Here is a 14,730-nt window from a genome sequence, read left to right on the forward strand (position 1 = left end):
TATCATGGGTGCAAGATTGCGCCGATGTCGATGGGTGGATCTATGAAAGCCCGGACCATGAACGATTGAAAGAGGTCGGCAGATGAAGGTTTCTCATGTCGACAGAACTTATGGTTATAAGCCGCGTATTCACGGGCGTGTGGGGTGATAGGCAAAAGTAAATGCGTACTGATTCCTGACTCCTACTCTTGCGCGCACGGAAGGCTTGACGTGCTTTTGTGACTTCAGCGCTACATCGATGGTGGCTCCGGATGAGAGTGCTCTGCACATTCAGACATATCCAGTAGACATGACTTTCTCGGCATCGTTAACGTCGCTTGGCTGCGCGCTCCGCACTTTCGCTGTGCTCGCACTACAGTCACGGAGGATGTTGCAACGATGTCCCGCAGTGCCGATGTTCGCTTCACTTTCACCCCAGCAGCCTCGTCTACCGCTTTTGAAGTGGTGAGCTTTGGGCTCGAGGAGTCCCTCTCGGCTGATGGGCTCCCATCCGCTGACGGCGCCCCGTTGCCTTATCGCTTGAGCGTCGAGCTATCTTCTTTCGACGACAACGTCGACTTCTCCACACTGCTTGACGCTCCAGCCCATTTCGCCATCTGGCGTGATGGCCAAGTGGTACGACATGTCCATGGCATCGTCACGGCCTGGGACCAGGCTGATAGCGGCACACACCGAACGCGTTATAGCGCGGTCTTAGAACCCGCGCTCGCCCGCCTCACGCTGCGCAGCAACTGCAGAATATTTCAGCAACTGTCGGTGCCCGACATCATCGGGGCGCTGCTCAAAGAGCACGGCCTGCTGGGTGTGGAGTGGAACCTCTCGGGTACGCACCTGCCCAGAGAGTTTGCATGCCAATGGAATGAGAGTGACTGGGCCTTTGTGCAGAGAATTTCAGCCGATGAAGGCATCCTGCTATCGATTGAGCACGAAGCGAATCAGCATCGACTGATCTTCACCGACACCACGCAGAGTCTGCCCAAGGGCGGCGCGTTGATCTACGAACCGCAAGCCGGCGGTACCGCCGATCAACCCAGCCTGCGCAAATTCCGCTACAGCCAGCGCATGGCCCCGACGAGTACCGTGGGGCGCGAGTACACATTTTGGAACGCCAAATATAATTTGGAGCATCAGGCGGCACCGTACGCGTCCGAGGCGAAATTGGGGCGGGTCACGTCCGACGACGAGGTGTCCAGCGAGTACGCCTCATCCGTGCCAAGCACGTCAGGGGCATCTGGGGGAAACTACGAGCGCTACCGCTACCCCGCCGATTACAAGAAGGATGAGGTAGGCAAGCCCTTTACGCGTACCCGCCTCAACGCCGAGCGGCGCGAGGCGGCCCAAGCCTTTGGCGCGGGCGATGCCGCGTTTCTCGTACCAGGCACGTCGTACACCTTAGAAGGCCATCCGCGTGACGCGTGGGATCGTGAATGGCTAGCGGTACGCATACACCACGAAGGTACCCAACACCCCAGCCAAGGCGAAGACGCTACCGAAGGTGCTACCACCTACAGCAACACCGTCGTCTTCGTGGTGCGCGAGTTTGAATGGAAAGCCCCGCTATGGCCCAAGCCACGCATGGACGGCCCGCTGATTGCGACCGTGGTAGGCCCCGCGAATGAGGAGGTATGGGTCGATAAGTGGGGCAGGATCAAGTTGCAATTCCCATGGGATCGTGACGGCAAGAGCAACGAGGCCAGCTCCTGTTGGGTGCGTGTCGCCAAGGGCTGGGCGGGCGTTGCCTACGGCATGCAGGCACTGCCGCGCGTTGGGCATGAGGTCGTCGTCGTCATGCTGGCGGGGGATATCGACCAGCCGATGGTCGTGGCGGCCGCGCACCATCCCGGCAATCCGCCTCCCTACGAACTGCCCAAGTTCCATGCGATCCACACCGTCAAAAGCAAAGAGCTCAAAGGCAACCGTGGCAACGAGTTGCGCATCGACGACACTTCACAGCAGATCAGCGCCGCGCTGATGAGCGATCACGGCGCCACCGCCTTGCACCTCGGTTACCTCACTCACCCACGTCCGCGAGGCGGTGCGCCGCGTGGTGAGGGCTTCGAGCTGCGCACCGACGAACACGGTGCCGTGCGTGCGGCCAAAGGCTTGTTCCTATCCACCGATGGGCAAGCCAAGGCGGAGGGCGGTCAGCTCAGTCGTGCCGAGTTGGTGCAGTGCCTGGAAAGCGCGCTGGAGTTGGCCAAGCAACTGGGTGACTACGCAGGCCAGCATCAGGGTCTTTCTCACGACGCGCAGCCGCAGCAGAACCTGAGCCATGCCGTGCGTGACCTGGGGCACGGGGCCAACGATGAGAAAGCCGGTGCCAGTGGTGGACAGCCGCTGATCGCCTTGAGTAGTCCCGCAGGCATCGCCGCCGGCACGCCTCAATCCATCACCCTGGCCGCAGGTCAGCATATCGATAGCGTGGCGCAGCAGAACCAGCAATTCACCGCAGGTCAAACGCTCACCATGAATGCAGGGCAGGGCTTAGGGCTGTTCGCCCACGGCGGCGAACTCAAACACATCGCTCATCAGGGTGACCTGAGCTTGCAAGCGCAGCAGACCAATGTACGCGTGGAGGCCAAGCAGAGCGTGGAGTTCTACGCCACTGATGATCACATCCTGGGTGTTGCCAAGAAGCACGTCACGTTCATGACCACTGAAGGTGCGTACGTCAAGTTGGACGGTCCCGATATTGAGTTTGGGTGCCCTGGAAGCATGCGCTTCAAGGCTGCCAGCTATGACATGGAGGGCGCAGGCAGCATGCATGGTGAGCTGCCGCAGTTCGATGTGGGTGACACGCAGCGGCGATTTGTTGCGTTGATGGCCGGTAGCGATCAACCCATGGCCAAGATCCCCTACAAGATGCGACTTGCCAATGGCGAGCTCATCGAAGGTACGACGGATGCCGGCGGCGCAACATCTCAATTGCAGAAGGGCGCCATGCATCTTGTACAAACCCATTTGTTTAGTCCTGCGCAAGCTCAGATCACACCTTCCACGGGTGTCAGTTCATTGGCCCAGATAAAGCAGGATGGTGCCTATAGCCAGCAATTCCTGTTACAGGACGAGCGTGATGGCAGCCCATTGGCAGGCTATCCGTACACAGTGACCACGGCTGACGGGCAGAACATCTCGGGCGTGGCTGATGCACAAGGGTATACACAGCCTATCTTCACCGATCAGGCGACGGATGTTTCGGTTGCCGTCTACGACATCGCTCAACCTCTGAATCCGATGTGGGATCAACTGACATGAGCACCGCCAAAAAGACGCCGCTCAAAAAACATTCAGCGAAAACCACGCCAAAGTCGGACAAGCAACGCGTTGCCGTCTCCGTTGACCTGTCTGCCCGGCTCAAGCAGATCAGGGCGCTTGTGGTTGCCAACAATAAGTCCCTCCAGGGTGCTGACGTCATCATTTGCCAGATCTACATGGAGTCGCGCTTCGACCCGAAGGCGTCGTCCGACAAGAGCTCCGCCAAGGGCCTGATGCAGCTTCTCAAAGCCCCCATTCGTGAGCTTTACCGTTTGAGGGAGCTTGAGAAACCGGCGGCGCAGAGGCGTACCGAAACCAAGGTCTATCAAGAAGCCGATGCATATCACGATGGTACGGCGCTGCTTGATGAGGCCACCAACATTCAAGCGGGAACCGAGTACCTGCAGCGCCTTATTGATCACCGCACGCGACAAAAGAAGGATGACCCCGTTGCTGAGGGCTTTAAAGACTACAGGGGCGTTCCCAACGGCATCTATTACAAAAAGATAAAAGCAGCCGCCGACAAGCTGCGTAACGACCCGGACAACGTAAAGATCCTTCAGGACATGGTGCAATGAAGCCTGCATGGTGTCTTTTGATGCTTGCACTTCCGCCTTGCATGGCATGGGCGAGTTCCCAGGGACAAAATATGTCGTGTCCACTGGGTCGTGATGGCACCCACGTCGTTGCTGTCACGAGCAAGCGCCCCGTTGCAGATACGCGCCATTACGATCTGCGCGTAGGCAACGACAAACCGGTGGCGCTGTTCGACAGCACGGGCAGGGCAGACAGCGACGACCCCAACTTCGATGCGTCACGCGGATCGGATGTGCAGATCGAATGCCTTGGTGCACCGGAAAAAGTGTTGGTGATTTCTGGCGAATTCACCTCCAACTTTTTGCAGGGCGTCGCCATTCGCTTCAATACCGCCATGCACCGTTGGGAGCGGGTCGATTTTGCCGAGCGCACGCGTCCCATCGCGGTTTACCTGGAAGCCAGCGGCATGTCGGTGATCTTCGCCAATGGCGGGCAAGAGGTGGCAGGACGCTATCTGGTCTATCGCTACCCCGGCCAGGCGGATGCAATGGCCGGTCCTGTCGCGGTGAACACCCTGCCGGCGGGGCGCGATATCGAAACCATTCGTCTTCCTAACCGCCCTAAGCCATAGAGCGCGAACAAATAACGCCTATCTGCATTTGCGAGCGGCGCGCCTTCGTGCCCGCTTCCGGAGATTCATCGTCATGCCCGACGCCCCATCCCCCGCGTTAGCCCGCGCCCAAGGCATCACCATCCCCCAGGGTGGTGATCACTACATGCCCATTGGCCCCAAGCGCCCGTGCATCACCATCCTGGTGCACGGCGTAAACGATCTCGCCGGTGTCTATGCCGACATCGAAAAAGGGCTGTGCGATGGCCTCAACGAACGGCTGGATCTGCTCACGCCCGGCAAACTGTCCGGTGATAACCCCGGGCGGCTGATGGCCGCCACTTACAGCCTGCCGCAGGACGATCAAGGTAAGGCCGCCAACCCTGATGCTATCTACTACCGCCGCAAGTTCGGCAGTGCGCGGCGTGGCGAGGACGGCATCTGCAGCATCGTGGTGCCGTTCTACTGGGGCTACCGCGAAGAAGAGCACGCCATCCAGAAAGACAAGCCGCATGGCGAGTGGCTGGATCGCCACGGCAATCGGCTGGACAAGGCCGGCACCAAAGAAGGTGGCCCATTCGCCAACGCCACCACCACCTTGCCGGACATGTGGGGCAACGGCTTCAGCGGCTACCTGTTTGGTTTTGTACCGGTGGATGCCGTGGCAGGCACCGCCACGCACCCGCTGCTACCTGCCGCGCATCGCCGCTACATGGTACTCGGCGCCCAGCGGCTGGCCATGCTGGTGCAAATCATCCGCAGCCGTTACCCCGGCGACACCATCAACGTGGTTGGGCATAGCCAGGGCACCATGCTCACCTTGTTAGCCAATGCCTTGCTCAGCGAAAAGGGGCAGCGCCCGGTCGATGGGTTCGTGATGATGAACTCACCCTACAGCTTGAATGAGCCGCTCACCGAAACCCTGCAAAGCTTCACTCAGCAACAAACCCGCGAGGCGCGCCTGGCGACGCTGAGCGGCATCGTCCAGTTCATGACCAGTCAGCCCAACACCACCGTCTCGCTGGCCGACATGGCCGGTAACGACGTCAACACCCGTGTGGGCGGAGCCAACTGGAATGGCAGCACCTGCCAAACGCGCATCGATGGTCAACCCGTCAACCTTACCGAGCGCGACAACCGCGGCTGGGTCAACTTGTACTTCACGCCGCAAGACCAAACCGTAGGCCTGTCCAACGTGGAGGGCATCGGTTGGCAAGGCATACCCGATGCCCGTGGCAGCCAGCTGGTGCTGTCGCAACTGGGCGCGCGCTTCAGCCAGCGCGTATTTACCCTGCGTCGTCGCAACGATGCCGTTGAGCAAGTGGGTGCGCAACCGGCCGGCTACCGTTACATCCTGTTGCGCGACGGCGAAAAAACCTGGGAAGACACCGGCATGGACTGGACGGCGCGTTTTGGACGCGCCAGCTTTTCGGCCGGGCAGGCGGTGACCCTCAACAGCGCCGCGCTGCCTTTGCCGGTGACGGCGGATTTTGCCAACGGTGCGGATGTCACCCAGCGCGATACCGCCAGTGGCGTGTATCAGGCCAACCAGCATCTGGACCCCGTCGACGCGCGCATTGCCATCACCCGATCCAGCGGCTGGAACCCCGACAAGGACTTGTTCACCACCGAGATGGACGAAGGCAAAGCCTTCGCTCGGGGGCGCAGCGCGGAGGATGTCGAAGCTGTGCTCAACGAAGGCATGGACGTCGCTGATCGCACTCAGGTCAAGCGAGTCATCATGCTTGGCAATGGCAAGGTCAACATTATCCGCAGCGAAACGCCCAACGAAGCAGCGCGACGTTGGCAGAGAGTGGAAGTGCCACTGTCGTTTCACTCGGCTATTCCGGCCAACCCGATGCATAGCCAGCGCGTGTTGGCTTATGACGTAGCGATAGGGCCTACGCTTAGCGTGATGGAGGAGGGGTTTTATGCGTACCTGTGCCGCGTGGCGGATTGGCGGCTGGATTGGCAGAAAACCAATGCTGGCTGGACGAATCAAAAAAAGACCAGCACACCTGTTGGTGCTGAGGATTTGCCAGTCCAGAGGTGCTGTCGTTTTACAACGACAAACAATTGACCACTGCTGAGTTCAAGAGGCTGATTGACGACACAGTCAGCTACCGACAAACCGGTAAGCCACCGGCACAGATGGACATCGATATGCCGAAGCTGGTGGCCGGCCAGACCATCGGTGGGCGCTTGTTGGGTAAACCTCTGCAATACGGCGGAACACCACCTAAAGGAGATAAGGCGTGATCCATCGGCCTTCATCATGGTGCCGCTTCAGCCTGAGTGCGCTCTGCGCACTCGCCAGTGTCACGGGGCATGCAGTATCTGCGACGCCATCCCCTGATCCGTTGGCCAGGCTTGCCTGTGTGATCACACCTTCCTCTTCTGCGACCACTCCCGCATCGCCGGCCACGGAGGCCATATCCATGCTCGATTCACTGCAGCACAAAGCACCTACCGGTACCTCACGTCTGGAAACGCTGGATGTGCTCAGTGTTGGTCTGAGTGTGGACGTGTTTCGTCAGGGACAGGCGTGGGGTGCGTTGCAGCAGCAGGCTGCGGCGCAGCCCAACAGCCTTCACGTGGGTTCCGCTTTGCCGATGGACCCGAAAAAATATCCATCGAACGCTGACGACAAGGATGTTGCGTATGAGAAGCGTGAGCTTGATGCGCTGGAGTTGGGGTTACGTGATTTTCCTGAAAAGTGGTCCATCCCTACGGTGACGGTGGTGCGCGGCTGGAGTTCGGATATTCCCAACCCGCGCGTTCCTATCGATATGACGCAAAACATGCTGGGCACATTGGTGGATCGTTTGCGTCCGGACGCAGGGCTGCACTGGCACCGCATTCGCAACTTGCCCAACGGCATTGCTTGCGATGACGACCCGGAGTTTGTCATTGAAAGCATTTTTCAGTTGTTCGAGCGCAGTCCTGATTTGCCGGCGGTGCTGATCTACGTTGATGAGGGCTTCAATATGCAGGCGGCACTGTCGAGCAAAAATGTAAGCCTTCAATCCATCAAAGGTGGGTTAGATGGCCCGCGCGAACCCGGCGAACTCACCGACAGTATGGTCGCCCTCGTCGTGGGTCGTCGCGAACGCATCAACTGGTTGCGCTTCTTTGCACCGTACACCAAGGTCAACAAGAACCCGGTCGACCCAGAGTTCACTGGCTGGGCACGGCCGGCCAAGCAAACCTTTGTGCCGACGCCCTACATCCCCCAACCCTTTACCAAGCGCGCGCTGGAACAATGGGATGCACTGAAAACGCTCGCCGTGCTGCATCGCCCGGTGACCGTGTCGCTGGATAACCCCGCCAAGCCCGGCACACGCTTGAAGAGCGAAGCGCTTGCCACGGCCTTGGCCGACGGCTGGAAAAAAGCCATCGACGGTGTCACACCATCACCGGCACGCGTGTTCTACGACGGCGGCCCCAAGCCCGTCACCCCACCGCTGGCTGAACTGACGCCCGCCCTCAAAGTCGCCGGCAGCAGCGTGGATCTGCTCGATTCCAAGGAAAGCTACGACCTCACCCAGCGCCTGGGCGACACCGGTGCGGCCTCGCCATTCGTCGGCATCGCGCTAGCCACCATGGCGACCTATCTCAACGCCGACACCAGTATCGTGATACCGCTGCGTCGCAACGACGAAGCCACGCTGATCACCATCACCTCCGCCACACCAGGCAAGAAACCCGCAGGCGATCCCTTCGGCGTCAACCTGCTGCCGCAGACTGCCAGCAGCGAGAAGCCCTCCGCCCGCATACGCGCCGAACTGGCAGATCAATGGCGCCAGGAAGAAGCCCGCCGCAACCCCACCATACGCCCCATCGATCAGGAGCAGATCGCCCGCGACAAGCAGGCGCTGGACGACTTTATTGCCGGTGGGCCGGGCGTGGATTTGGACAAGCCTTGAGGGCGGGCATATCCATGGGTGAATCCCATGGGCCGTGTACGAAAGGCATGAGATGTCGGCTTTCGCCGGAATGATGAATCCACGGTTTCGCTGGATGGTGTGGGCAGCGTTTGGCCCGACCACGGAGATAGGTCATGACGTTGAAGTCTTTGCTGGGGTGGCGTTTGGGTCTGAGTGCGCTTTGCGCGCTCGCTAGTGTCACGGCGTACGCGGCGCCATCCCCTGATCCATTGGCAAAGCTTGCCTGTGTGATCACGCCTTCTTCTGCGACCCCTTCCGCACTGCCGGCGACGGAGGCCACATCTATGCTCGATTCACTGCAGTACAAAGCGCCCACCGATACCTCGCGTCTGGAAACGCTGGATGTGCTTAGCGTCGGCTTGAGCGTGGATGTGTTTCGTCAGGGGCAGGCGTTGGGTGCGCTTCAGCAGCAGGATGCGGTGCAGGCCAGCAGCCTTCACGTTGGGTCTGCTTTGCCGATGGACTCGAAGAAATATCCTGTCACGGCCGATGATAAGGATATGGCGTACAGCAAGCGAAAGCTCGATGCATTAGAGCTTGCTTTGCGGGATTTTCCCGAAAAATGGTCGATCCCCACGGTTACAGTGGTGCGTGGCTGGAGCCCGGAGACACCCAATCCTCGTCTCACGGCGGATGACGTAAATGAGATGCTCACCACGATGGTCGATGGCTTACGCCCAGATGCTGGTTTGCACTGGCACCGTATTCGCAGCTTGCCCAATGGTATTGCTTGCGATGACGACCCTGAGTTTGTTATCGAAAGCATCTTTCAGTTGTTCGAGCGCAGTCCTGATCTGCCTGCGGTGCTGATCTATACCGTTGACGGTTTCAACATGCAGGCTGCACTGTCTAGTAAGAACGTGAGTCTAAGGTCCATCAAAGGAGGCGGCACAGGCCCCCGCGAATCCGGTGAACTCACCGACAGCATGGTCGCTCTCGTTGTGGGGCGCCGCGAACGCATCAACTGGTTGCGGTTCTATGCGCCGTACACCAAAGTCAACAAGAACCCGATCGATCCGGAGTTCACTGGTTGGGCGCGCCCGCCCAAGCAAACTTTTGTATCGACGACCTACATCCCCCAGCCCTTTACCAAGCGCGCGCTGGAGCAATGGGATGCGCTGAAAACACTCGCCGTGCTGCATCGTCCGGTGACTGTGTCGTTGGATAACCCCGCCAAGCCCGGCACACGCCTGAAGAACGAAGCGCTTGTAACGGCATTGGCCGATGGCTGGAAAAAAGCCATCGACGGTGTCACGCCATCACCGGCACGTGTGTTCTACGACGGTGGCCCCAAGCCCGTAGCCCCACCGCTGGCTGAACTGACGCCCGCCCTCAAAGTCGCCGGCAGCAGCGTGGATCTGCTCGATTCCAAGGAAAGCTACGACCTCACTCAGCGTCTGGGCGACACCGGTGCGGCCTCGCCATTCGTGGGCATCGCACTGGCCACCATGGCCACCTATCTCAACGCCGATACCAGCGTGGTGATACCGCTGCGCCATAACGACGAGGCCACGCTGATCACCATCACCTCCGCCACACCGGGCAAGAAACCCGCTGGCGATCCCTTCGGCGTCAACCTGCTGCCGCAGACCGCCAGCAGCGAGAAGCCGATCGGCGAGATTCAAAACCGCTGGGCAGCACCGTGGCTACAGGCTACCGCGCGCCAGACGACTATGCGCCCCATCGATTCGGACGTCGGCTTGTACTCACCTTGAGCGACATGCTTCGGCGCGGTGATGGCCGATGATCTCTCTGCACCTTTCCAGTAAGGAAATACGATGGATTTACTTCCTCTCCATGCTCCTGATGGCTATCACTGGCACGTGTCCCGCATGGTCCAGACGCAGGCCTTGGTGCCCGATGGCTGGTTTGTTCATGAGGGCGTGACAAGGGACTTTTCGCTGCTGACCATTTCCGAGGACAAGCCCAACGAGGAGGGGCGATTCCATCGGGGGTTGTTTGTGAAGTTCATTTCCGGTTTCTCGCAGCGCCGGGGTGTATCGCCGATTGAGCATGCGCGGCAGGCGATGGAGCAGATTCGGGCAAGCGAGGACGTTCACTTCTCACGGGATGTGGCGACCAGCCCGAACACCGTTCAATTGTTCGCGACGTTTCGCGGGAAACAGCCGTATCCACATGGCGTACATCTGATGCTGATGGGTGATGCCTTGTATGACGAGTTTCGATGGGTCGCGTTCATGGCGCCGGCAGAATCGTGGGTGGAGGCATGGAGCCATGCTCGGTGCATGTTCGAGCATCTGCTTTTCTGGCATCCGAGCGACCTTGATGATCTTTCCGAGTCCTTTTCTGGGGCTATCCATTGATGTCAGATCTGTTGACTGAGTTGTAGCCAACGGACTCTTTGAGGAGGTTCACGTGCTGTTTCCAGGTAAGCGCCCCGTGCGCGAGGGCGATACAACAACGCACGGTGGCACCGTGTTGAATGCATCGCATCTTTGGCGGATCGGCGGTCGCCGCGTTGTGCAGGTTGGCGACGCCGTGATGTGCCCTTCATGCGGGCATACCACCATTGTGGAAGGTGATCCGCTGCTGCGGATGGCAGGTGTATCGGTGGCGCTGCATGGTCACCGCACCAGTTGCGGCGCTTTGTTGCTAGCCAGCCTTCAGGGTTGAACTGGCATTGGATGGTAGTTGAAGGATGGGTGGGTACATGCCGCACAAGGAAGTTCACGACGGGTTAGCGCATCCGGTGCTCGATCACTGCAAAGGGGCGTCAGCAAAAGTGGTGGCATTGGGCTTTACCTGCCTGGATCAGGTGTGGCAGGGGCAGGGCGCTCTGTATCGCTTTCAGTGCCGCCGTGGACATGTGTTTACGAAGAATCTGCGCGGTTTGATCGTTGCAGTAAAGCCACGTTGCACAGAATGCGTTCAGACGGAACGCACGGAGCGGCTTCATGCGATGAGCCGGGAGGCCGGCATAACGCCCTTGATGTCGGAATGGCTGGGTGGCGATGTAATGCATCGTTTTCGCTGCCGTCATGGGCATGAGTGGCAGTGCCTTGGGAAATCGTTTCTATGGAAAGAAGTACTGAGTTGCCCACGGTGTTCCATTGATGCCATGCGCTCGCAGATGCTGCTGGAGGATGGACTGACGCGGTTGCGGCAAGCGGCGGTGAGGCGGGGTGGCGAGTGTCTCGCGACGATTTACAACGGAACGGACCGTCGTTATCCGTTTCGCTGCGCGCAGGGCCATTTATGGAGTGCGATAGGAACGGCAATCTTGCACCAGGATGTCTGGTGCAAGACCTGCTTCGTGGAGCAAAGCACGGAGCGCAAGTTCCTCAAGGACGGCATGATGCGCATACGGGCGAAAGCACAGGAACGTGGTGGGCAATGCCTGGATACTGCCTATGAGGGCACCAATGCCCGCTATCGTTTCCGTTGCGGCAAGGGGCATGAATGGCAGGCGGCGGGCGCCAGCATTCTGGATGGCGGCTGGTGCCGTATCTGCTTCGACAGGGGTAGGCGTCTCGGGATGGATGCAGCGCACGCGGTGGCACGCGAGCGTGGCGGGCAATGCCTTTCAACGGAGTATGAGAACGCCAATGCCAGGATGCATTGGCTGTGTCATCGCGGCCATGCGTGGTATGCGACGCTTGGGAGTATCCGCGCGGGTCACTGGTGCGCAGAGTGTGCACATATGGCGCTGATTGCTCAGCGTAAGTCCAAGGCTCGCCGTCGATATCGCGTAGCGGGCAAGGCGGAGAGCGACTGACCTGGTTTTTCTCCAAAAAAAGCCCGGCCCTGCGAGCCGTGAGGGGAGCGGCTGCGCGGGACCGGGCGTTGGAGCGACGTTGTCAGGCGGCGACGGTTTCCTGTTCCGGCTCATCTACCGGTAGGCGGATCAGGTAGTCGAAGGCGCTCAGTGATGCCTTGGCACCTTCACCCATCGCGATGACGATCTGCTTATAGGGCACCGTGGTGACATCGCCGGCGGCGAACACGCCCGGCACCGACGTCTCGCCACGTGCGTCCACTTCAATTTCGTGACGCGGCGACAGCTTGATCGTGCCCTTCAGCCAATCAGTGTTAGGCAGCAGGCCGATCTGCACGAATACGCCTTCGAGCGCCACGTGATGATTCTGGTCACCGGCACGATCGGCGTAGTTGAGGCCTGTCACCTTCTGGCCATCACCCGTCACTTCGGTGGTCTGCGCGCTGACGATGATGTCCACGTTCGGCAGGCTGCGCAGCTTGCGCTGCAGAACGTCGTCCGCACGCAACTTGCCGTCGAATTCGAGCAGCGTGACATGACCCACGATGCCGGCCAGGTCGATGGCCGCTTCTACGCCGGAATTGCCGCCGCCGATCACCGCCACGCGCTTGCCCTTGAACAGCGGGCCGTCGCAGTGCGGGCAGTAGGTCACGCCCTTGTTGCGGTATTCCTGTTCGCCCGGCACGTTCATGTTGCGCCAGCGGGCACCGGTGGAAAGGATCACCGTCCTCGCCTTCAGTGTGGCGCCGTTGGTCAGGCGGACCTCATGCAGGCCGCCTTCGGTGGTGGCGGGTATCAGTTGTTCGGCGCGCTGCAGGTTCATCACGTCCACGTCGTACTCGTGTACGTGCTGCTCCAGCGAGGCCGCGAGTTTCGGGCCTTCGGTGTAGGACACGGAAATGAAGTTTTCGATGGCCATGGTGTCCAGCACCTGTCCACCGAAGCGTTCGGCTGCTACGCCAGTACGGATGCCTTTGCGCGCCGCATAGATGGCTGCCGCTGCGCCGGCCGGGCCGCCGCCGACCACAAGCACCTCGAACGGTGCCTTGGCGTTCAGTCGCTCGGCGATGCGCTCATGCGCGTTCGTATCCAGGCGTGCGGCGATCTGCTCGATCTCCATGCGGCCGGTGTCGAAGAATTCGCCGTTGAGGAACACGGTGGGAACGGCCATCACTTGACGCTCGTTCACTTCGTCCTGGAACAGCGCGCCGTCGACGGCGACGTGCGAGATGTTCGGGTTGAGCACGCTCATCAGGTTCAGTGCCTGCACGGTGTCCGGGCAGCTATGGCAGGACAGCGACATGAACGTCTCGAAGCGGTATTCGCCGTCGAGGTTGCGCACCTGCTCGATGACGTCCTGCGAGGCCTTGGACGGATGGCCGCCGACCTGCAGCAGTGCCAGCACCAGCGAGGTGAACTCATGGCCCATCGGGATGCCGGCGAAGCTCACGCCCACATCGGTACCGACGCGGTTGATGGCGAACGACGGCTTACGTGCCGCCGTGCCGTCAAGGCGCAGCGAGATCTTGTCCGACAGCGGGGCGATATCTTCCAGCAGGGCCTTGAGCTCCTGCGCCTTCTCGCTGTGGTCGAGGGAGGCCAGAAGCTCGATCGGGTGTACGACCTTCTCGAGGTAGGCCTGCAATTGGGACTTCAGATCGGCATCCAGCATGGTGACTCCGTCGTTTATTCAGGGTGAGCGTTGCCTGCACCCTGGGGTTGCCGGGGTGTTGCGCGTGCTTTCGTATTCGGAAGAAGGACCCGGCAGAACGCCGGGTCCGGTGCGGCCCGATGCAGCGGGCCGCAACACAGTGCTACAGGGTCTAACTTAGATCTTGCCGACAAGGCTGAGCGACGGCTTCAGGGTCTTGTCGCCTTCCTGCCACTTGGCCGGGCACACTTCACCTGGGTGGGAAGCGACGTACTGAGCGGCCTTGACCTTGCGCAGCAGTTCGGCAGCCGAGCGGCCGATGCCGTTGTCGTGGATTTCGCACAGCTTGATCTGGCCTTCCGGGTTGATCAGGAAGGTGCCGCGCAGCGCCAGGCCTTCTTCTTCGATCATGACGTCGAAGTTGCGGGTGATGGTGCCGGTCGGATCGCCGATCAGGGTGTACTTGACCTTCTTGATCGCATCCGAGGTGTCGTGCCATGCCTTGTGTGCGAAGTGCGTGTCGGTCGACACGCCGTAGATCTCGACGCCCAGCTTCTGGAACTGCTCGTAATGATCAGCAAGGTCTTCCAGCTCGGTCGGGCAGACGAAGGTGAAGTCGGCGGGGTAGAACACCACCACAGACCACTTGCCCTTCAGCGTGGCATCGGTCACATCGATGAACTGGCCGTCCTTGAAAGCACTGGCCTTGAACGCTTTGATTTCGGTATTGATCAACGACATCGTTGTTTTTCCGTTGGTTGTGGTGAATTGGTAGACAAGAATACGGGAAGGATGGCGATAGGTCTAATTGATAGTTGGCATGATGGTCATTGATGGTGACTATGGGTGACCGTCTCCAAGCCGGCCTGCCTTTCCCGTTGGGGTGGCAGGCGCCCATCACACCCCAAGATCTGGTGGCGCCGTGGCGAGGGTGCAACCCGGCGCGACGTTCCGTCCTGGTCTCTCGAGCGCGATTTGCTCCGCGACGCGATGT

12 protein-coding genes are annotated in these 14,730 nt (G+C 60.0%); 10 read left to right on the forward strand and 2 right to left on the reverse strand.

Features of this window, described 5'->3' with window-relative positions:
- The first annotated feature begins 378 nt into the window (after positions 1-378).
- The 10 genes from DYST_RS02340 (at position 379) to DYST_RS02385 (ending at position 12,085) form a co-directional block, all read left to right on the forward strand.
- The gene (locus DYST_RS02340; RefSeq protein WP_239949741.1) at positions 379-3,255 is read left to right on the forward strand and encodes a type VI secretion system Vgr family protein; all 2,877 of its coding nucleotides are present in this window, start codon (positions 379-381) and stop codon (positions 3,253-3,255) included.
- A complete protein-coding gene (locus DYST_RS02345; protein ID WP_239949742.1) occupies positions 3,252-3,833 on the forward strand; it encodes a transglycosylase SLT domain-containing protein in 582 nt (193 codons plus the stop codon). The genes DYST_RS02340 and DYST_RS02345 overlap by 4 nt, the downstream gene beginning before the upstream one ends.
- 71 nt (positions 3,834-3,904) lie before the next feature.
- Positions 3,905-4,423: a hypothetical protein gene (locus DYST_RS02350; RefSeq protein WP_239949744.1), complete on the forward strand. Its 519-nt coding sequence runs from the start codon at positions 3,905-3,907 to the stop codon at positions 4,421-4,423.
- Between the two features lie 73 nt (positions 4,424-4,496).
- Positions 4,497-6,482, forward strand: coding sequence for a T6SS effector phospholipase Tle3 domain-containing protein (locus DYST_RS02355; RefSeq protein WP_239949745.1), 1,986 nt, complete (start codon positions 4,497-4,499; stop codon positions 6,480-6,482).
- Complete coding sequence (locus DYST_RS02360) at positions 6,479-6,661, forward strand: hypothetical protein (RefSeq protein WP_239949746.1); 183 nt, start codon at positions 6,479-6,481, stop codon at positions 6,659-6,661. Before DYST_RS02355 ends, DYST_RS02360 begins: the two co-directional genes overlap by 4 nt.
- Before the next feature lie 179 nt (positions 6,662-6,840).
- Positions 6,841-8,328: a type VI lipase adapter Tla3 domain-containing protein gene (locus DYST_RS02365; protein WP_239949748.1), complete on the forward strand. Its 1,488-nt coding sequence runs from the start codon at positions 6,841-6,843 to the stop codon at positions 8,326-8,328.
- Between the two features lie 305 nt (positions 8,329-8,633).
- Positions 8,634-10,064: a type VI lipase adapter Tla3 domain-containing protein gene (locus tag DYST_RS02370; protein WP_239949750.1), complete on the forward strand. Its 1,431-nt coding sequence runs from the start codon at positions 8,634-8,636 to the stop codon at positions 10,062-10,064.
- Positions 10,065-10,127: 63 nt separating this feature from the next.
- Positions 10,128-10,673, forward strand: a complete 546-nt coding sequence (locus DYST_RS02375; RefSeq protein WP_239949752.1) for a hypothetical protein — start codon at positions 10,128-10,130, stop codon at positions 10,671-10,673.
- 52 nt (positions 10,674-10,725) lie between these two features.
- A complete protein-coding gene (locus DYST_RS02380; RefSeq protein ID WP_239949754.1) occupies positions 10,726-10,983 on the forward strand; it encodes a PAAR domain-containing protein in 258 nt (85 codons plus the stop codon).
- Between the two features lie 37 nt (positions 10,984-11,020).
- Positions 11,021-12,085 carry a hypothetical protein gene (locus tag DYST_RS02385; RefSeq protein WP_239949756.1) on the forward strand — a complete coding sequence of 355 codons (1,065 nt, stop codon included), beginning with the start codon at positions 11,021-11,023 and terminating at the stop codon, positions 12,083-12,085.
- Between the two features lie 82 nt (positions 12,086-12,167).
- Here DYST_RS02385 and ahpF read toward each other — a convergent pair whose 3' ends face one another.
- Both ahpF and ahpC read right to left on the reverse strand, forming a co-directional pair.
- Positions 12,168-13,757 carry an alkyl hydroperoxide reductase subunit F gene (gene ahpF, locus DYST_RS02390; protein ID WP_239949758.1) on the reverse strand — a complete coding sequence of 530 codons (1,590 nt, stop codon included), beginning with the start codon at positions 13,755-13,757 and terminating at the stop codon, positions 12,168-12,170.
- Positions 13,758-13,913: 156 nt separating this feature from the next.
- Positions 13,914-14,477, reverse strand: coding sequence for an alkyl hydroperoxide reductase subunit C (gene ahpC, locus DYST_RS02395; protein ID WP_102304643.1), 564 nt, complete (start codon positions 14,475-14,477; stop codon positions 13,914-13,916).
- Positions 14,478-14,730 lie beyond the last annotated feature (253 nt).

The organism is Dyella terrae (genome assembly GCF_022394535.1).
Classification (GTDB): domain Bacteria; phylum Pseudomonadota; class Gammaproteobacteria; order Xanthomonadales; family Rhodanobacteraceae; genus Dyella.

What these genes read in the sequence shown, in the direction of transcription:
- DYST_RS02355 (WP_239949745.1), top strand. Translation starts at nt 4,497, where the DNA reads ATGCCCGACGCCCCATCCCCCGCGTTAGCCCGCGCCCAAGGCATCACC.
- DYST_RS02370 (WP_239949750.1), top strand. Translation starts at nt 8,634, where the DNA reads ATGCTCGATTCACTGCAGTACAAAGCGCCCACCGATACCTCGCGTCTG.
- ahpC (WP_102304643.1), bottom strand. Translation starts at nt 14,477, where the DNA reads ATGTCGTTGATCAATACCGAAATCAAAGCGTTCAAGGCCAGTGCTTTC.
- DYST_RS02365 (WP_239949748.1), top strand. Translation starts at nt 6,841, where the DNA reads ATGCTCGATTCACTGCAGCACAAAGCACCTACCGGTACCTCACGTCTG.
- DYST_RS02375 (WP_239949752.1), top strand. Translation starts at nt 10,128, where the DNA reads ATGGATTTACTTCCTCTCCATGCTCCTGATGGCTATCACTGGCACGTG.
- DYST_RS02340 (WP_239949741.1), top strand. Translation starts at nt 379, where the DNA reads ATGTCCCGCAGTGCCGATGTTCGCTTCACTTTCACCCCAGCAGCCTCG.
- DYST_RS02385 (WP_239949756.1), top strand. Translation starts at nt 11,021, where the DNA reads ATGCCGCACAAGGAAGTTCACGACGGGTTAGCGCATCCGGTGCTCGAT.
- DYST_RS02345 (WP_239949742.1), top strand. Translation starts at nt 3,252, where the DNA reads ATGAGCACCGCCAAAAAGACGCCGCTCAAAAAACATTCAGCGAAAACC.
- ahpF (WP_239949758.1), bottom strand. Translation starts at nt 13,757, where the DNA reads ATGCTGGATGCCGATCTGAAGTCCCAATTGCAGGCCTACCTCGAGAAG.
- DYST_RS02350 (WP_239949744.1), top strand. Translation starts at nt 3,905, where the DNA reads ATGTCGTGTCCACTGGGTCGTGATGGCACCCACGTCGTTGCTGTCACG.